Source organism: Streptomyces alboniger (genome assembly GCF_008704395.1).
Lineage (GTDB): Bacteria > Actinomycetota > Actinomycetes > Streptomycetales > Streptomycetaceae > Streptomyces > Streptomyces alboniger.
This window is the reverse complement of sequence record NZ_CP023695.1, coordinates 6020872-6037858: the sequence shown is the minus strand read 5'-3', so window position 1 is coordinate 6037858 and position 16987 is coordinate 6020872. Positions and strand designations below refer to the sequence as shown.

General features: G+C 71.6%; 13 protein-coding genes and 1 riboswitch. Of the genes, 3 read left to right on the top strand and 10 right to left on the bottom strand.

The annotated features are described in order from the left end of the window. Nucleotides 1–26 precede the first annotated feature (26 nt). Nucleotides 27–854: a sulfurtransferase gene (locus tag CP975_RS26945; protein ID WP_055531374.1), complete on the bottom strand. Its 828-nt coding sequence runs from the start codon at nucleotides 852–854 to the stop codon at nucleotides 27–29. 325 nt (nucleotides 855–1179) lie between these two features. Between CP975_RS26945 and CP975_RS26940 the strand changes: the two genes are divergently transcribed. Then, the gene (locus CP975_RS26940) at nucleotides 1180–1992 is read left to right on the top strand and encodes a VOC family protein (protein WP_150477435.1); all 813 of its coding nucleotides are present in this window, start codon (nucleotides 1180–1182) and stop codon (nucleotides 1990–1992) included. Nucleotides 1993–2017: 25 nt separating this feature from the next. On the opposite strand, the gene CP975_RS26935 is transcribed toward CP975_RS26940, so the two are convergent. The 4 genes from CP975_RS26935 to CP975_RS26920 all read right to left on the bottom strand — a co-directional run bounded on the left by CP975_RS26935 (nucleotide 2018) and on the right by CP975_RS26920 (nucleotide 7472). After that, nucleotides 2018–2680, bottom strand: a complete 663-nt coding sequence (locus CP975_RS26935; protein WP_055531376.1) for a thymidine kinase — start codon at nucleotides 2678–2680, stop codon at nucleotides 2018–2020. A gap of 69 nt (nucleotides 2681–2749) precedes the next feature. Further along, a complete protein-coding gene (locus CP975_RS26930; protein ID WP_055531377.1) occupies nucleotides 2750–3940 on the bottom strand; it encodes an alkaline phosphatase family protein in 1191 nt (396 codons plus the stop codon). Continuing rightward, nucleotides 3940–4527 (bottom strand): DUF5998 family protein, encoded by a 588-nt coding sequence (locus tag CP975_RS26925; protein WP_030778679.1) that lies wholly within the window; start codon nucleotides 4525–4527, stop codon nucleotides 3940–3942. Before CP975_RS26925 ends, CP975_RS26930 begins: the two co-directional genes overlap by 1 nt. A 71-nt stretch (nucleotides 4528–4598) precedes the next feature. Then, nucleotides 4599–7472, bottom strand: coding sequence for a bifunctional acetate--CoA ligase family protein/GNAT family N-acetyltransferase (locus CP975_RS26920; protein ID WP_055531379.1), 2874 nt, complete (start codon nucleotides 7470–7472; stop codon nucleotides 4599–4601). Nucleotides 7473–7605: 133 nt separating this feature from the next. Between CP975_RS26920 and CP975_RS26915 the strand changes: the two genes are divergently transcribed. Further along, nucleotides 7606–7887 carry an HPr family phosphocarrier protein gene (locus CP975_RS26915; protein WP_030021209.1) on the top strand — a complete coding sequence of 94 codons (282 nt, stop codon included), beginning with the start codon at nucleotides 7606–7608 and terminating at the stop codon, nucleotides 7885–7887. 201 nt (nucleotides 7888–8088) lie between these two features. On the opposite strand, the gene CP975_RS26910 is transcribed toward CP975_RS26915, so the two are convergent. The 4 genes from CP975_RS26910 to CP975_RS26895 all read right to left on the bottom strand — a co-directional run bounded on the left by CP975_RS26910 (nucleotide 8089) and on the right by CP975_RS26895 (nucleotide 12912). Then, nucleotides 8089–8796: a GntR family transcriptional regulator gene (locus CP975_RS26910; protein WP_055531381.1), complete on the bottom strand. Its 708-nt coding sequence runs from the start codon at nucleotides 8794–8796 to the stop codon at nucleotides 8089–8091. A gap of 207 nt (nucleotides 8797–9003) precedes the next feature. Beyond that, a complete protein-coding gene (locus CP975_RS26905; protein ID WP_055531383.1) occupies nucleotides 9004–9807 on the bottom strand; it encodes a M23 family metallopeptidase in 804 nt (267 codons plus the stop codon). 13 nt (nucleotides 9808–9820) lie between these two features. Beyond that, a riboswitch (cyclic di-AMP (ydaO/yuaA leader) is annotated at nucleotides 9821–9982 on the bottom strand. 195 nt (nucleotides 9983–10177) lie between these two features. Then, nucleotides 10178–11563, bottom strand: a complete 1386-nt coding sequence (locus CP975_RS26900; protein ID WP_055531385.1) for a M16 family metallopeptidase — start codon at nucleotides 11561–11563, stop codon at nucleotides 10178–10180. After that, the gene (locus CP975_RS26895; RefSeq protein ID WP_055531388.1) at nucleotides 11560–12912 is read right to left on the bottom strand and encodes a M16 family metallopeptidase; all 1353 of its coding nucleotides are present in this window, start codon (nucleotides 12910–12912) and stop codon (nucleotides 11560–11562) included. The genes CP975_RS26900 and CP975_RS26895 overlap by 4 nt, the downstream gene beginning before the upstream one ends. Before the next feature lie 233 nt (nucleotides 12913–13145). Between CP975_RS26895 and CP975_RS26890 the strand changes: the two genes are divergently transcribed. After that, on the top strand, nucleotides 13146–15599 hold the full coding sequence (locus CP975_RS26890; protein ID WP_055531390.1) for a DNA gyrase/topoisomerase IV subunit A: 2454 nt from the start codon (nucleotides 13146–13148) through the stop codon (nucleotides 15597–15599). Nucleotides 15600–15609: 10 nt separating this feature from the next. Here CP975_RS26890 and CP975_RS26885 read toward each other — a convergent pair whose 3' ends face one another. After that, nucleotides 15610–16758, bottom strand: a complete 1149-nt coding sequence (locus tag CP975_RS26885; protein ID WP_055531392.1) for a CobW family GTP-binding protein — start codon at nucleotides 16756–16758, stop codon at nucleotides 15610–15612. Between the last annotated feature and the right edge of the window lie 229 nt (nucleotides 16759–16987).

Genomic DNA, 16987 nt, shown 5'->3' with positions numbered 1-16987 from the left:
GGGGCCTGTGTGCGTTCACCCGTGGCCTACTGCGGGTCCGGGCCCGTCGCGACCGGACGGGAGCCGTCCGCCGACCACTCCGACCACGAGCCGACGTACAGCGCCGCCGGAATCCCCGCCACCGCGAGCGCCAGCACCTCGTGGGCGCCCGAGACGCCCGAGCCGCAGTAGACGCCGACCTCCGAAGTGCCGGACGCGCCCAGTGCCTTGAAGCGGTCCGCAAGCTCGGCGGCCGGCTTGAAGCGGCCGTCCTCCTCTACGTTCTCGGTGGTCGGCACCGACACCGCGCCCGGAATGTGGCCGGCCACCCGGTCGATCGGCTCGACCTCACCGCGGTAGCGCTCGGCCGCGCGGGCGTCCAGGAGCAGGCCCGAGCGGGCCAGGGCCGCGGCCGAGTCCGCGTCGAGGAAGTCCGTGCTGGTCGGGGCAGGCTCGAAGGACCCCTCGGCCGGGGCCGTCCCCGCGCCCGTCTCCAGGGAGCCGGTCCACAGGGCGAGGCCACCGTCGAGGACGCGTACGGACGGGTGCCCCGTCCAGCGGAGCATCCACCACAGGCGCGCGGCCGCCCAGTTCTGGCCACCGTCGTACACCACGACATCACGGTCGGGCGAGACGCCCGCCGCTCGCATCACGGCGCCGAAGTGCTCCAGGTCGGGGAGCGGGTGGCGGCCGCCGGGACCGGCGGGGCCTGCCAGGTCGGCGTCCAGGTCCACGAAGACGGCCGAGGGAATGTGGCCCTCTTCGTAGGCGTCGCGCATCGAGCCCTGATGCTGCCAGCGGACGTCGAGCAGGACCGGCGGATTCTCGCCCGCCAGGTCGCTCGCGAGTTCGGATGCGGAGATGATGGCGTTCATGGGGCCCATCCTTGCGCATGGGGTGGCCGTATGGGCGAGGTCCGGCTACCCTGCTCGGTCGTCCCTCGCCCGACCACAGGGCGTACGGGACCCTGCACGCCCTGTACGGCAGATGGACTTCGCTCGGCCTTCTCGCGGCAAGGGGTGAGACACCGTAAAGCGGGCATCCTCCGCGGGAAGCCGGGCGGCGCGGCGCGGCCGGGACGCGCCACGCGACAGGTGGTGCGAGCATCTGCGAGGGCGCGCATGCGCGCGGCGCGGGCGCGCGCGTTCGACGGAGAGCGGAAGCGAAGCGGCCATCACGAAGGCCGAGGAGAGGGTGACGATGACCGAGGCACAGGCGTCCGCAGGGCGGCGCGACGGCGCGGGAACCGGTCGCAGCGCACCCGGCACACCCTGCTGGGTGAGTCTGATGGCGCATGGCCTGACAGCGACCCAGGAGTTCTACGGAGCGCTCTTCGGCTGGGAGTTCCGGCCGGGCCCCGAGCAGCTCGGCCCCTATGTGCGGGCGCTGCTCGACGGCCGGGAAGTGGCCGGCATCGGACAGCTGCCGTCGGACCGGCATCTGCCGATCGCGTGGACGCCCTATCTGGCGACGGACGACGCGGACGCGACGGCCGAGGCGGTGCGGCACTGCGGCGGCACCATCGGCGTGGGCCCGATCACGGCGGGCAAGGCGGGCCGGATGGCCATCGCGTCGGACCCTACGGGCGCCGTGTTCGGGCTCTGGCAGGCCGCGCGGCACCTGGGCAGCGCCGTGGTCGGGGAGCCGGGCGCACCGGCCTGGAACGAGCTGGTGACGCGGGAGACCGCGAGCGTGGTCCCGTTCTACCGAGCCGTGTTCGGCTACACCGAAGAGGCCGTCGTCTCGGCCGACTTCGACTATCTGACCCTTCAGGTCGACGGCCGCCCGGTGGCCGCCATGCACGGGGTCGGGGAGGCGCTGCCGCGCGACCGGGGCCCGCACTGGATGACGTACTTCGAGGTCGCCGACGTGAAGGAGGCGGTGGACCGGGTGACCGAGCTGGGCGGGCAGGTCGTCAGAGCGCCGTGGGAGGGGTCCCACGGCCGGATGGCGACGGTCGCCGACCCGGAGGGCGCGGTCTTCACCGTCGTACGCTCACACGCCCGCGCCTGAGCAGGCGCGGGCGGCGTTATCCGCGTCAGGCGCGGGTGACGGCGGGGTCCACCGGCAGGACGTCGGGCGAGAGAGCGCCCGCGCGGGCGGTCGCCGCCGTCGCCCTGCGCCGGTGGTGGCGGCGGCACAGGACCTCGTAACCGACCTCGTCCGAGGACTGGTTGACGTCGCCGACGACTACCTGGGCGCCCTCGACGACCATCTCGCCGCCTATGGTGCGGGCGTTGTGCGTGGCGCGGGCGCCGCACCAGCACAGGGCCTCGACCTGGAGCACCTCGACGCGGTCGGCCAGCTCGACCAGGCGCTGCGAGCCCGGGAAGAGCTTGGAGCGGAAGTCCGTCGTGATGCCGAACGCGAAGACGTCCAGGCCGAGGTCGTCGACGATCCGTGCGAGCTGGTCGATCTGGCCGGGGGCCAGGAACTGCGCCTCGTCCGCGATCACGTAGTCCGCGCGGCCGCCCTGGGAGAGGTGGTCGACGAGATGGGCGTAGAAGTCGAAGTCGTCCGCGGCCTCGATCGCGTCGGTGACGAGGCCGAGCCGCGAGGAGAGCTTGCCCTCACCCGCGCGGTCGTCCCTCGTGAAGATCATCCCCTGGAGTCCGCGGGCCGAGCGGTTGTGCTCGATCTGCAGAGCCAGCGTGCTCTTTCCGCAGTCCATCGTTCCGGAGAAGAACACCAGCTCGGGCATGGGGAGTTGAGGACCTTTCGGGGGCGTGCGGAGTCGGGGCGCCGTCAACGGCGCATCAGGGGCGTACGGCTAGGAGCGTACTTCGAGAAGGGGGACGAGCTGCTCGACAGGGGTCATCGAGCCGTGCATGCCGACGAGCGAGGACTCATTGGGCTCGCGCTCCGAGGCGATGATCGCGACATCGTCGTGCGCGGCCGCGATGACGTCACCAAGACGCTCGTACACACGTTGATCAATGTGTGGACCGAACCACCCCGCGGCGATCGCCTCGTCGCGGGAGGCCACCCAGAACTGCTCGCCGAGCACCTCGCGCCACACCGTCAATACGTCATTGACGGCGCCCTGTACCGCGTAGACGTGACGGGCGCGGCCCTCGCCGCCGAGGTGGGCGACGCCGGCGCGCAGTTCCCAGTCCTCGTCGAAGTCGATGCGGGAGGCATCGTCGAAGGGGATGTCGATCATGCCGTGGTCCGCGGTGACGTAGAGCGCGCTGCGCGGGGGCAGCTGCTCGGCGAGGCGCTGGGCGAGCCGGTCGACGTACGCGAGCTGGCCGCGCCAGGCGTCCGAGTCGACGCCGAAGCGGTGCCCCTTGCCGTCCACTTCCGCGTAGTACGTGTAGACCAAGGACCGGTCCCCCGCCGCCAGTTGCTCGGCGGCGAGGTCCATGCGGTCCTCTCCGGAGAGCTTGCCGCGGAAGGTGCCGCCGCTCAGGGCGACCTTGGTGAGCGGGGTGCTCTCGAAGGTCGGGGAGGACACCTGGGCGGTGTGCACGCCCGCGTCGTGGGCCCGCTGGAAGACCGTGGGGTAGGGCTGCCACGCGCGCGGGTCGGTCCACGGGGTCCAGCGCAGCTGGTTCATCAGCTCACCGGTGGCGGGGTTGCGCACGGTGTAGCCGGGCAGGCCGTGCGCGCCGGGCGGCAGGCCCGTGCCGACCGAGGCGAGCGAGGTCGCGGTGGTCGCGGGGAAGCCGGCGGTGATCGGCTGTCCGGTGCCGCCCCGCGAACCGGCGAGCAGCGACGTCAGGAAGGGGGCCTCGCCGGGGTGGGCCTTGAGCTGCTCCCAGCCGAGGCCGTCGATCAGGAAGACGCAGTTCCGGTCGGCGGGGGCGAGTTCGGTGATGGGCGGCGTCTCGTAACCGGGCACGCCCTGGTGGGAGACGAGCGTGGGCAGCAGGTCGGCGAGCGACCCGGAGCCGTACGCGGGCACGGGGGCCGTGTCGAGGGCGATCGGGTCCACGTCGTCCCAGGCGGGCAGGGACATCAGCGGGCGGTGTCCGCGGTCGCCTCGGACAGGGCCTGGGCGAAGGCGAGGGTCTGCCGCACGGCGTCGGGGCCGTCGCCCGCCTCACTGACACGCAGGCTCAGGTCGTCGGCGGTCGAGCTGCCCGTGTAGCCGTGGTCCGCGTCGCAGTTGGGGTCGCCGCAGGCCGCGGGCTCCAGGTCGATGCGGGAGACGGCGCCCCAGCCGATGGTCAGGACGACCTCGCGGGGCGGAGTGCCCGGCACGTACTTCTCCGGGTTGCCGACGACGCGGCTGAGTACGACCGAGGAGATCCGGCCGATCTTGACCGACTCCGTGGAGGTCGTCGCGTACGGCGTCGGGGACGTGCTGTCCGCCGCCTGCTCGTCGGTGTGGCTGACGATGAAGCGCGTGCCGGTCAGGACGAGGACGGTGACGTGCCGGCGCACTTCGTTGGCGTCGAACGTCGTCTCCTGGTGGACCAGGTAGGACCCGATGGCCTCGCCGCCGATCGCGGCCTCCACCGCCTCGGCCACGAGGGCCGGGTAGTAGCCGCTGCGCTCGATCGCCGCGCGCAGCCCCTGGGTCGTCGTACCGGTCTTTGCCATGCCGCCCATCCTACGGCCCGGTGCGGGGCGCACGGGCCCCTGTGGCCGCCCCGGTGCCCGGGGAGCGCGGTTCAGTAGCCGGGGAGCGTGCGCGGGCCGAGGTCGTCGCGGGCGGGCGGGGGCGCGAGGCGGACGGAGGCACCGAGCACGGAGAGGCCGCGCCGGGCGACGACCACCGGCTCCAGGGAGACGCCGACGACCTCGGGGTGATCGTCGACGAGCCGGGAGACCCGCTGGAGCAGCTCTTCGAGGGCCGGGGTGTCCACAGGGGCCGAGCCGCGCCAGCCGAACAGGAGGGGCGCGGTCCTGATGGATCTGATCAGGGAACCGGCCTCGCGGTCGGTGACCGGGATGAGGCGGTGAGCGGTGTCGCCGAGCAGTTCGGACGCGGCGCCCGCGAGCCCGAAGGAGAGCACCGCGCCGGCCGCCGGGTCGATGACGGCGCGCACGACGGTGTCGACGCCGCGCGGCGCCATGCCCTGGACGACGGGCCGCAGCTCGGCGGGCTTGCCGAAGGTGTCGATCAACTCTTGATAGGCCCTGCGCAGTTGCTCCTCGTCGGCGAGGTCGAGCCGCACGCCTCCGAGGTCGGCGCGGTGGCGCAGGTGCGGGGCCGTGGTCTTCAGGGCCACGGGGTAGCCGAGCGTGCGCGCGGCTTCCGCGGCGGCGTCCGGGCCGGGGGCGGGCAGGGCCTGTCGTACGCGGATGCCGTACCGCCCGAGCAGTTCGTGGGCGTCGGCGGCGGCGAGGGTGGCGCCACGGGGGTCGTCGTCCTTGGCCAGCAGCTCCGCGATGCGCTCGGCGGTGCCGCTCTCGTCGATGTCGTCGTACTCGTGGACCTTCCCCGGCTCGGCGGCGTCGCGGCGCCACTGCGCGTACTTGACGGCTTCGGCGAGGGCACGGACGGCTCGCTCGGCGGCGGGGTAGGCGGGGATGCGGTACTGCTCCGCGGGAGCTTCGGCGGGCTCCGCGGCGGCGGTGGGGGCCGGGTCCGGTCCGGCCGACGCCGCGGCGGGCACGCGGGGCTGGGGGTCCGTGGCTCCCGTGGGCGCCTTCGGCCGGGCGTCGGGCCGGGTGCTGGTGGCCGCGGACAGCGCCTCGGCGAGGCCGCCGAGTTCGACGTGGACCACGGCGACGGGCTTGGCGGGGCACCCCGCCGCGGCGGCCCGCAGCTCCGTGGCCAGCGTCTCGGGGTCGGCGGAGACCCCGTCCTCCCGCACCCAGGGAATGGCGTTGACGATCACCGCGTCGCACCCGTCGTCCGACAGCGCCTCGGCGAGCGCGGCCCGGAAGTCGGCCGGTGTGGCGCCGGTCGTGAGGTCGCGGGGCGGCAGCGGGCGCAGCCCGTCGGCGACACACGCGTCGTACGTGAGCAGCCCCAGCGACTCGGAGTTGCCGAGGATGCCCACCCGGGGGCCGGACGGCAGCGGCTGCCCCGCGAGCAGCAGGCCCGCGTCGACCATCTCCGTGACGGTCTCCACGCGGATGACTCCGGCCTGGCGCAGCAGCGCCGACACCGTGGCGTGCGGCAGCCGCGTGGCCTGTACCGCGTGCCCCGTGGGCGTGATCCCGCTGTGCCGGGCGCCCTGCACCACGACGAGCGGCTTCGCGGTCGCGGCGCGGCGCGCGAGGCGGGTGAACTTGCGGGGGTTGCCGATGGTCTCCAGGTACATCAGGGCGATGTCGGTGTCCGGGTCCTCGTACCAGTACTGAAGGACGTCGTTGCCGGACACGTCGGCGCGGTTCCCGGAGCCGACGAACGTGGACAGGCCGGCGCCCCGGCGGTGCAACCCGGACAGCAGCGCGATGCCGATGGCGCCGGACTGGGTGAACAGACCGATGCGCCCGCGCGCGGGGGGCTCGGGAGCGAGCGAGGCGTTGAGCCGCGCCTGGGGCGAGGTGTTGATGACACCGAAGGCGTTGGGGCCGATGATGCGCATGCCGTACGAACGTGCCTGGCGCACCAGTTCGCGCTGGCGTCCGCGTCCCTCGGCACCGCTCTCGCCGTACCCGGCGGAGAGCACCACCAGGCCCTGCACCCCGCGCTCACCGCACTCGGTGACGACCTGGGGCACGCGGTGGGCGGGCACGGCGATCACGGCGAGGTCGACCGGCTCCTCGATGGCCGCCACGGAGCGGCACGCGGGCACCCCGTCGAGCTCGGCGCCCTCGGCACCCTCGGCGAACGCGCTGTTCACCGCGTACAGGCTCCCGGTGAACCCGGCCTCCTTGAGGTTGCGCAGTACGCTGCGGCCCACGCCTCCGGGGGTACGGCCCACGCCGATCACCGCGACCGAGCGCGGCGTCAGCAGCCGCTGCACGGAGCGCCCCTCGGCACGCTGCTCGCGGGCGCGCTGCACGGCGAGCGAGCGGTCGGTGGGCTCCAGGTCGAACTCCAGGCGTACGACGCCGTCCTCGAAGCTGCGCTTCTGCTGGTAGCCGGCGTCCGTGAACACCTTGATCATCTTGGTGTTGGCGGGCAGGACCTCGGCCACGAAGCGCCGGATGCCGCGCTCCCTGGCGACCGCCGCGATGTGTTCGAGGAGCGTGGAGGCCACGCCACGGCCCTGGTGGGCGTCCTGCACGAGGAAGGCGACCTCGGCCTCGTCGGCGGGCGCGCTGGCGGCCATGCCGCGCTCGTCGATGCGGTCGTAGCGGACGGTGGCGATGAACTCACCGCCCACCGTGGCCGCGAGCCCCACCCGGTCCACCTGGTCGTGGTGGGTGAAGCGGCGCACGTCCTTGGCGGACAGGCGGGGGTAGGGGGCGAAGAAGCGGTAGTACTTCGACTCGTCCGAGACCTGCTCGTAGAAGCTGACCAGGCGGTCCGCGTCCTCGGTGGTGATGGGCCTGATCCGGGCGGTGCCTCCGTCACGCAGCACCACATCGGCTTCCCAGTGGGAGGGGTAGTCGTGCCGATCCTGCTGATCCGACGGGGTCTGCATGGGGCCAGGGTACGGGTCGCGGGGCCGTCTGGACCGGGGCAGGCTGGGAGGGGCCGTCGGGCCGGCGGAGCACTCGCGACGGCATGAGACACTGGTCTAGACAAGTGTGAAACACCTGGAAGGGCAGCAACACATGGCTGAGCGCCGCGTCAACGTCGGCTGGGCCGAGGGCCTCCACGCCCGACCCGCCTCCATCTTCGTCCGCGCGGCCACGGCCGCCGGCGTCCCCGTGACGATCGCCAAGGCCGACGGCAACCCGGTCAACGCCGCCTCGATGCTCGCGGTGCTCGGCCTGGGCGCCCAGGGCGGCGAGGAGATCGTGCTCGCCTCCGACGCCGAGGGTGCGGACGCCGCCCTCGACCGTCTGGCGAAGCTGGTCGCGGAGGGCCTTGAGGAGCTCCCCGAGACGGTCTGAACCACGCAGTTCCCTTCGAAGGGCCCACCCTGGAATACGGGGTGGGCCCTTCGTCGATTTATGGGTGCCCTTCGTTTTCCCGAGAAAGGCAGCAGACTTATTCGGAAAGCACAAATAGCCGCCTCGGGCAGCACGAATAGCCGCTCCTAAATTCCCGCGGCGATGCTCTCCTCGGCACCTTCTTTGTATACGACATGTGCGTTAACTCGGGAAGCCCGCCGTGTTTACGTCATGTTGCATATCCCTCACGCGGCCACCCCGCGGTGCGTCACGCCCGCCCCGTGGTGAATGGCGCAATCGGTGCGCGGAGTTCGCCCGCTCCGCGTGGCTCGTGGTGAGCGCCCTGGCCCGGTCTGCGTCCCCGCGGGCCACCGCGTCGACGATCGCCGCGTGCTCGGCCCAGGACTCGACCGGCGCGGCCGGGGGCTCTACGACGTACATCCAGGCGATCTTGTGCCGGAGCTGGGTGAGCAGCGTGATGAGGCCGGGGCTGCCGGATGCCTGGGCGAGCGTCTCGTGGAACCAGCCGTCCAGCGAGCGCAGATCCTCCCCCTGGCCCTTTCGTGACCGCTGCTGGCCCAGCCGGACGAGGCCGCGCAGGACCTTGAGGTGCGCGTCGGTGCGGCGCTGGGCGGCGCGGGCCGCGGCGAGGGGTTCGAGCAGCGTGCGCAGCTCCAGGAGGTCGGCGGCCTCCTGCTCCGTGGGCTCGGCGACACAGGCGCCCGCGTGCCGCCGCGTGACGACGAAGCCCTCGGCCTCCAGGGTGCGCAGGGCCTCGCGCACAGGGACGCGCGAGACGCCGTACCGGCGCGCGAGAAGCTCCTCGGCGAGCCGACCGCCCCTTTCGTAGACACCGGAGACAATGTCGTCCCGGATGGCCGTGCATACCGAGTGCGCGGGAATGCGCATGACCGGACCTCCGCCTTAATCCCCGCGAAACGCGGTCGACCGACGCTCGTTCAGCGACTCTATTGCAGGGCATCGGATTTTCCGATGGCGGGCCGGAATCCATGGATATCTTTTGGCCAAAGGCGGACGGGCCGGGAAACGGGCGGTCCGGAAACGACGAAGGCCCCGGCTCGGGGGAGCCGGGGCCTTCGGTGAAGTGCGGGGCGGTCAGACGTTGACGCCGTGCGAGCGGAGGTACGCCACGGGGTCGATGTCCGAGCCGTAGTCGGCGCCGGTGCGGGCCTCGAAGTGGAGGTGCGGGCCACTGGAGTTGCCGGTGGAGCCCGAGAGGCCTATCTGCTGGCCCGGGGTGACCGTCTGGCCGACGGTGACGCTGAGGGACGACATGTGGCCGTACTGGGTGTACGTACCGTCGTTCATCTTGATCACGACGTTGTTGCCGTAGGCGCCGCCCCAGCCCGCCTCGACGACGGTGCCGCCGCCGACGGCGTGGACCGTGGTGCCGGACGCGGCGTGGAAGTCGACGCCCGTGTGGCTGCCGGAGGACCACATGGCGCCACCGGTCTGGTAGCCCGTGGAGACGTACGAGCCGGCGATCGGGGAGACGTAGGTGTTCAGGCGCTTGCGCTCGGCCTCCCGGGCGGCGCGCTCCTTGGCCTCGCGCTCCTTCTTGGCCTTCACCTTGGCCTCGGCCTCGGCCTTGCGCTTGTCCTCCGCGGCCTTCTTCTTGGCGGCCGCTTCGGCCAGCTTGGCGGCGGCCGCGTCGTCGGCGGCCTGCCGCTGGGCGGCGGCCTGCGCGTCGATCGTCTCGGCGAGTGAACCGCCGACGGATATCGCCTGGGTGAGTCCGGTGTGCTCGAGGGCCGCGTCGTCGGCGGCGGCGAGCGCGGGGGCGGCCATGCCGCCGATGACGCCGGTGGTGGTGAGCGCGGCGACACCCGCGACGTTCGCAGTGGTGCGGGTGAGGCGGCTGGGACGACGGTGCTTCCCGGTGGCACGGGTGAACGCCATGAAGCGGCTGATCCTTTCCTTCCTTCTCGCCTACCGGGTTAGCTGACGGGTTCGGAGCAGGAAGGTCTCCTACGAGCCCCTCGCCTGACGGCAAGGTGCCCGATTCACCCCAGGGGACATGTGGGTCCCCGGCTCCCCTGGCTCGCGCCGTACGGGGACTCGGCGATGACTGTCCGGTGCCGCGGGTGCGACGTACTGCGTGACGAACAGACGGACTGACGCTAAACGTGCCGTCTGTCAATCGACAAACAGAACGCGAGTTTTGTAGCGCACGCCACACGGCAGACAGGCAACCTCCATATGAATTCGGACATATGGGGACCCCGACGGCCGAAAAGGTCGCCGGGGCCCGATATGTCCTACCTGTCACTCAGCCCGTGACCACACTCACTTCGCCGATGCCGAGCGCCCTGACGGGCTCCTCGATCTGTGCGGCATCCCCGACGAGGACCGTCACCAGGTGGTCCTCCGGGAAGGCGCTCACGACGGCCGCGGTGGCCTCCACGGTGCCGGTCGCCGCCAACTGCCGGTAGAGCTGCGCCTGGAAGTCGTCCGGGAGGTTCTGCTCGACCTGGTCGGCGAGCGTGGCGGCCACGGAGGAGGCCATCTCGAACTTGAGCGGGGCAACGCCCACCAGGTTCTGCACCGCCACGTCGCGCTCGGCGTCGGTCAGGCCCTCCGCGGCGAGCGTGCGCAGGACCTTCCAGAGGTCGTCGAGCGCGGGACCCGTGGACTCGGTGTCCACCGATCCGCTGATGGCGAGCATCGCGGCGCCCGTGCCGTCCGGGGCGGAGCGCAGGACCTGGCTGAACGCCCGTACGCCGTAGGTGTATCCCTTCTCCTCGCGCAGGACGCGGTCCAGGCGGGAGGTGAGGGTGCCGCCCAGGCAGTACGTGCCGAGGACCTGGGCGGGCCAGATCCTGTCGTGCCGGTCCGGGCCGATGCGGCCGATGAGGAGCTGCGTCTGGACGGCTCCGGGGCGGTCCACGATGACGACGCGGCCCGTGTCGTCGGCGGTGATCGGCGGCATCGGGCGGGCCTCGGCGGTGCCGCCCGTCCAGGTGCCGACGGTGTCCGCGAGGACGGCGTCCAGGTCGGTGCCCGCGAGGTCGCCGACGACCACCAGGGCGGCCGTGGCGGGGCGGACGTGCTTCTCGTAGAAGGCGCGCACCGCGGCCGAGTCGATGGCGGTGACCGTCTCCTCGGTGCCCTGGCGGGGGCGGGAGATGCGCGAGGTCGCCGGGAACAGCTGCCTGGACAGCTCCTTGGCGGCGCGGCGCGCGGGATTGGCGGCCTCGTGCGGGATCTCGTCCAGGCGGTTCCGGACGAGGCGCTCGATCTCGCTGTCCGCGAAGGCGGGGGCGCGCAGGGCGTCGGAGAGCAGGCCGAGCGCCTTGGGGAGGCGGGAGACCGGGACTTCGAGGGAGACCCGGACGCCGGGGTGGTCGGCGTGCGCGTCCATCGTGGCGCCGCAGCGGTCGAGCTCGGCGGCGAACTCCTCCGCGGAGTGCTTGTCGGTGCCTTCGTTGAAGGCCCTCGCCATGATGGTGGCGACGCCGTCGAGGCCCTCCGGCTCGGCGTCCAAAGGCGCCTCGAGGTTGACCTCGACGGCGACGACCTGCTGGCCGGGGCGGTCGCAGCGCAGCACCGTGAGGCCGTTGGGCAGGGTGGAGCGCTCGGGGGCGGGGAAGGCCCACGGCTTGGCCTGGCCGGCCTGGGGCTGCGGGTGGAACTGCATCGTCGCGGCCTCGCTCACTTCGCCGCCTCCTCTTCCTCGTCGGTCTCGTCGGCGCCGTCGGTGGCCGTCACGGGCTCGTACACGAGGACCGCGCGGTTGTCGGGGCGCAGGCGGGCCTTGGCGACCTCCTGGACCTCCTCCGCGGTGACGTCCAGGACGCGCTGGACGGCGGTGAGGGCGAGCTGCGGGTCGCCGAACAGGACCGCGTACCGGCAGAGTTCGTCCGCGCGGCCCGCGACCGTGCCGAGCCGGTCGAGCCACTCGCGCTCCAGCTGTGCCTGGGCGCGCTCCATCTCCTCCGGAGTGGGACCCTCCGCGGCGAACCGGGCGAGTTCCTCGTCGACGGCGGCCTCGATGACCGGGACCTCGACATCGCCGGAGGTCTTCACGTCCAACCAGCCGAGCGAGGGCGCGCCGGCCAGGCGCAGCAGCCCGAACCCGGCCGCGACGGCGGTACGGTCGCGGCGCACGAGCCGGTTGTAGAGCCGGGAGGAGTCGCCGCTGCCGAGGACGGTCAGCGCCAGGTCGGCCGCGTCGCACGCGCGCGTGCCGTCCTCGGGGAGGCGGTAGGCGGCCATCAGGGCGCGCGCCGGGACCTCCTCCTCGACGACCTCGCGCAGCTCCTCGCCGATGCGCTCCGGGAGGGAGCCGTCCCGCGGGGGCTGTTTGCCGTCGTGGGAGGGGATCGACCCGAAGTACTTCTCGACCCAGGCGAGCGTCTGCTCCGGGTCGATGTCGCCGACGACCGACAGCACCGCGTTGTTGGGCGCGTAGTACGTGCGGAAGAACGCGCGGGCGTCCTCAAGGGTGGCCGCGTCCAGGTCGGCCATGGAGCCGATCGGTGTGTGGTGGTAGGGGTGGCCCTCCGGGTACGAGAGCGCGGTCAGCTTCTCGAAGGCGGTCCCGTACGGGACGTTGTCGTAGCGCTGGCGGCGCTCGTTCTTGACGACGTCGCGCTGGTTCTCCATGGACTCCTCGTCGAGCGCGGAGAGCAGCGAGCCCATCCGGTCGGCCTCGAGCCACAGGGCCAGCTCCAACTGGTGGGCGGGCATCGTCTCGAAGTAGTTGGTGCGCTCGAAGCTCGTCGTGCCGTTGAGCGAGCCGCCCGCGCCCTGGACCAACTCGAAGTGGCCGTTGCCGGGCACCTGCTTCGAGCCCTGGAACATCAGGTGCTCGAAAAGGTGAGCGAGGCCGGTTCGCCCCTTGACCTCGTGGCGGGAGCCGACGTCGTACCAGAGGCAGACCGCGGCGACCGGGGTCAGGTGGTCCTCGGAGAGCACCACGCGCAGGCCATTGGCCAGCCGGTGCTCGGTCGCTGTCAGGCCGCCGGAGCCGGCCTCGGCTGTGGCCGTGTGACCCATGGGCATGTACGTCCCTTCGATCGCTGGATCGTCGTGATCATCGCTGGGTTCAGAACAATTGCTGCCAGTCCTGCCACTGTATGCAAGCGTGCGGACACCTGACGAAGTTCCCGGTCCGCCCTCGGCGTAGTCAGGAGTGATGCCGCCGACGCACGGGTCGTGGTCGGCGTTGTCAGTGGGACAGTCCACAATGGTCGGCGTCAGATCCCGCACTTGTTGGTGAAGGAGCCGCAGCAGCGATGGCCCGCCGCAGCACGAAGACCCCGCCGCCCGACGACTCGTTCGAGGAGAAGATCCTCGACATCGACGTCGTCGACGAGATGCAGGGCTCCTTCCTCGAGTACGCGTATTCGGTCATCTACTCCCGGGCCCTGCCTGATGCCCGCGACGGCATGAAGCCGGTGCACCGCAGGATCGTCTACCAGATGAACGAGATGGGCCTGCGCCCCGACCGCGGCTATGTGAAGTGCGCCCGCGTCGTCGGCGAGGTCATGGGTAAGTTGCACCCCCACGGCGACGCGTCGATCTACGACGCGCTGGTGCGCATGGCCCAGCCCTTCTCGATGCGCCTCCCCCTGGTGGACGGCCACGGCAACTTCGGATCGCTCGGCAACGACGACCCGCCGGCCGCCATGCGGTACACCGAGTGCAAGATGGCCGACGCCACCTCCCTGATGACGGAGTCGATCGACGAGAACACCGTCGACTTCGAGCCGAACTACGACGGCCAGGAGATGGAGCCGTCCGCCCTCCCGGCGGCGTATCCGAACCTCCTGGTCAACGGCGCGTCGGGCATCGCGGTAGGCATGGCGACGAACATGCCGCCGCACAACCTCGGCGAGGTCATCGCCGCGGCCCGCCATCTCATCAAGCACCCGGGGGCCGACCTCGAGACGCTGATGAAGTTCGTCCCGGGCCCCGACCTGCCCACGGGCGGCAAGATCGTCGGCCTGACGGGCATCAAGGACGCGTACGAATCGGGCCGCGGCTCCTTCAAGATCCGCGCGACGGTGACCGTGGAGAACGTGACAGCGCGCCGCAAGGGCCTCATCGTCACGGAACTGCCCTTCTCCGTAGGCCCCGAGAAGGTCATCTCGAAGATCAAGGACCTGGTCGGCGCGAAGAAGCTCCAGGGCATCGCCGACGTCAAGGACCTCACCGACCGCTCCCACGGTCTGCGGCTGGTCATCGAGATCAAGAACGGCTTCGTCCCGGAGGCCGTCCTGGAGCAGCTGTACAAGCTGACGCCGATGGAGGAGTCCTTCGGCATCAACAACGTGGCGCTGGTGGACGGCCAGCCCCTCACCCTCGGCCTCAAGGAGCTGCTGGAGGTCTACCTCGACCACCGGTTCAACGTGGTGCGCCGCCGCAGCGAGTTCCGCCGCGGCAAGAAGCGCGACCGCCTGCACCTGGTCGAGGGGCTGCTGGTCGCCCTCCTGGACATCGACGAGGTCATCCGCCTCATCCGCTCCAGCGAGAACTCCGCGCAGGCCAAGGAGCGCCTGATCGAGCACTTCTCGCTCAGTGACATCCAGACGCAGTACATCCTGGACACCCCGCTGCGCCGCCTGACCAAGTACGACCGCATCGAGCTGGAGTCCGAGCGCGACAAGCTCAACGGCGAGATCGACGAGCTGACCGGCATCCTGGAGTCGGACGCCGAACTGCGCAAGCTGGTCTCCTCCGAACTGGCCTCGGTCGCCAAGAAGTTCGGCACGGACCGGCGCACGGTTCTCCTGGAGTCCGCGGGCTCCCCGGCCGCCACGGTCTCGCTCCAGGTGGCGGACGACCCGTGCCGCGTGCTCCTGTCGTCGACGGGCCTGCTGGCCCGCACGGCCAACGGCGAGCCCTTCACGGAAGGCGAGACCAAGCGCGTCAAGCACGACGCGATCGTGTCCGCGGTGCCGGCCACGGCGCGCGGCGAGGTGGGCGCGGTCACCTCCGAGGGGCGGCTGCTGCGCCTCTCCGTAGTGGACCTCCCGCAGCTGCCGGAGACCATGGGCGCGCCGAATCTCTCCGGAGGGGCGCCCGTTTCGGAGCTGCTTCCCCTGTCGGGGGACGAGAAGCTGATCTGCCTGATGACGCTCGACGAGTCCTCGCCGGGCCTGGCGCTCGGCACCGAGCAGGGCGTGGTCAAGCGCGTGGTGCCCGACTATCCGTCCAACAAGGAGGAGCTGGAGGTCATCACCCTCAAGGACGGCGACCGGATCGTCGGCGCGGCCGAGCTGCGCACCGGCGAGGAGGACCTGGTCTTCATCACGGACGACGCCCAGCTGCTGCGCTACCAAGCCTCCCAGGTGCGCCCCCAGGGCCGCCCCGCGGGCGGCATGACGGGCATCAAGCTCGCCGGCAACGCGAAGGTCATCTCCTTCACGGCCGTGGACCCGGCGGCGGAAGCCGTCGTCTTCACGGTGGCGGGCTCGCGCGGCACGCTCGACGACTCGGTACAGACGACGGCCAAGCTCACTCCGTTCGACCAGTACCCCCGCAAGGGCCGTGCCACGGGCGGCGTGCGCGTCCAGCGGTTCCTGAAGGGCGAGGACTGCCTGAGCTTCGCCTGGGCGGGCCCGACGCCGCCGCACGCGGCCCAGCGCAACGGCACACCGGCCGAGCTGCCCGAGATCGACCCGCGTCGTGACGGCTCGGGCGTCTCTCTCGCGAAGCCCGTGGCCGCGGTGGCGGGCCCGGTGTAGTGACGCCCGGCTAGCGCTGCGCGTCCGGCCGGCCGGCCGGCTGGTCGTCCGGATGGTCGTCCGGCTCCTGGACGTAGCGCAGTACGCCCCACATGCCGTGCTCATCGGCCTGTGGGGCGTACGTGCGACAGGCCTCCAGCTCCTTCTCCAGCGTGCGTACGTCGATGCCGGACCCGATGAGGACGAGCTGGGTCAGCCGGGGCTCGGCCGGGGCCCAGGGCTGCGGGTAGAAGCGCAGAAACCGGCCGACGGCGTGCACCAGGTAGCGGTTCCGCGGGTCGGCGGCGCCGAAATCGACGTACCCCTTGATGCGGTAGAGCCCCTCGGGCCTGCTGTCGAGCAGGGCCATCAAGGAGCGCGGCTCCATGGGCGCTTCGGAGGTGAAGGAGAGGCTTTCGTAGGCGGAGTGCAGGTGATCGTGGTGATCGCCGTCCGCCTCGTGATCGCCGTCCGCCTCGTGGTCGAGCGGAGCGTCGAGATCACTCGGATGATCGAGATCGCGCGGCTCGTCGAAGTCGCGCAGATCATCGAAGGAGAGCTGCCCGACCCGCTCCCCCACGGGCGCACGGTCGAAGAACAGTTCCACGTCGACCCGGCCGAACGAGGCGGCGACGACGGCCGCGCGCCCCGCGAGCCCGCGGACGACCCCGAGGATCCGCTCGCGCTCCTCGTCGGGCACCCGGTCGGTCTTGTTGACCACGACGAGGTCGGCGATGCCCAGATGCCGGTCCAGCTCCGGGTGCCGCCCCCTGGTGGCGTCGAACTCGGCGGCGTCGACGACCTCGACGAGCCCGCCGTACACGATGTGCGGGTTCTCGCTGGCGAGCAGCATCTTCACGAGCTCCTGCGGCTCGGCGAGCCCGCTCGCCTCGATGACGATGACGTCGATCCCGGCGGAGGGCCTGGCCAGCCGGTCCAGGTACTCGTCGAGTTCGCCGGCGTCCACGGCGCAGCACAGGCAGCCGTTGCCGAGCGAGACGGTGGAGTCGCCGAGCTGTCCTGCCACGGACATCGCGTCGATCTCGATCGACCCGAAGTCGTTGACGATCGCCCCGATCCGGCTGCCGCCGCTGCGGTGCAGTAGATGGTTGAGCAGGGTGGTCTTGCCGGAACCCAGGAATCCGGCGAGGACGATGACCGGGATCTGCTGCTTGTTCAACCGTGGGCCCCTCGTACCGACGTTCGCACGGACCGTGGTGGAACCCGTACGAAGAATGAAGACCGCCCCAGGATAGGCACGCCCCGACGAGCCGCGAAGTGAACGATTGTTAGCGGCGCTCGCGGGGCACACATTGGGCACGGCGCCGGGATGTGCGACCACCACTTCCTTCCGTGCGCCTCCTCTCCGCCTCCCCGCCGATCAGAGCCGCTCGGCACCCTGGGAGACG

Excerpts from the sequence above, each read along its gene's own strand:
- CP975_RS26945 (WP_055531374.1), bottom strand. The coding sequence starts at position 854 with ATGAACGCCATCATCTCCGCATCCGAACTCGCGAGCGACCTGGCGGGC.
- CP975_RS26940 (WP_150477435.1), top strand. The coding sequence starts at position 1,180 with ATGACCGAGGCACAGGCGTCCGCAGGGCGGCGCGACGGCGCGGGAACC.
- CP975_RS26935 (WP_055531376.1), bottom strand. The coding sequence starts at position 2,680 with ATGCCCGAGCTGGTGTTCTTCTCCGGAACGATGGACTGCGGAAAGAGC.
- CP975_RS26930 (WP_055531377.1), bottom strand. The coding sequence starts at position 3,940 with ATGTCCCTGCCCGCCTGGGACGACGTGGACCCGATCGCCCTCGACACG.
- CP975_RS26925 (WP_030778679.1), bottom strand. The coding sequence starts at position 4,527 with ATGGCAAAGACCGGTACGACGACCCAGGGGCTGCGCGCGGCGATCGAG.
- CP975_RS26920 (WP_055531379.1), bottom strand. The coding sequence starts at position 7,472 with ATGCAGACCCCGTCGGATCAGCAGGATCGGCACGACTACCCCTCCCAC.
- CP975_RS26915 (WP_030021209.1), top strand. The coding sequence starts at position 7,606 with ATGGCTGAGCGCCGCGTCAACGTCGGCTGGGCCGAGGGCCTCCACGCC.
- CP975_RS26910 (WP_055531381.1), bottom strand. The coding sequence starts at position 8,796 with ATGCGCATTCCCGCGCACTCGGTATGCACGGCCATCCGGGACGACATT.
- CP975_RS26905 (WP_055531383.1), bottom strand. The coding sequence starts at position 9,807 with ATGGCGTTCACCCGTGCCACCGGGAAGCACCGTCGTCCCAGCCGCCTC.
- CP975_RS26895 (WP_055531388.1), bottom strand. The coding sequence starts at position 12,912 with ATGCCCATGGGTCACACGGCCACAGCCGAGGCCGGCTCCGGCGGCCTG.
- CP975_RS26890 (WP_055531390.1), top strand. The coding sequence starts at position 13,146 with ATGGCCCGCCGCAGCACGAAGACCCCGCCGCCCGACGACTCGTTCGAG.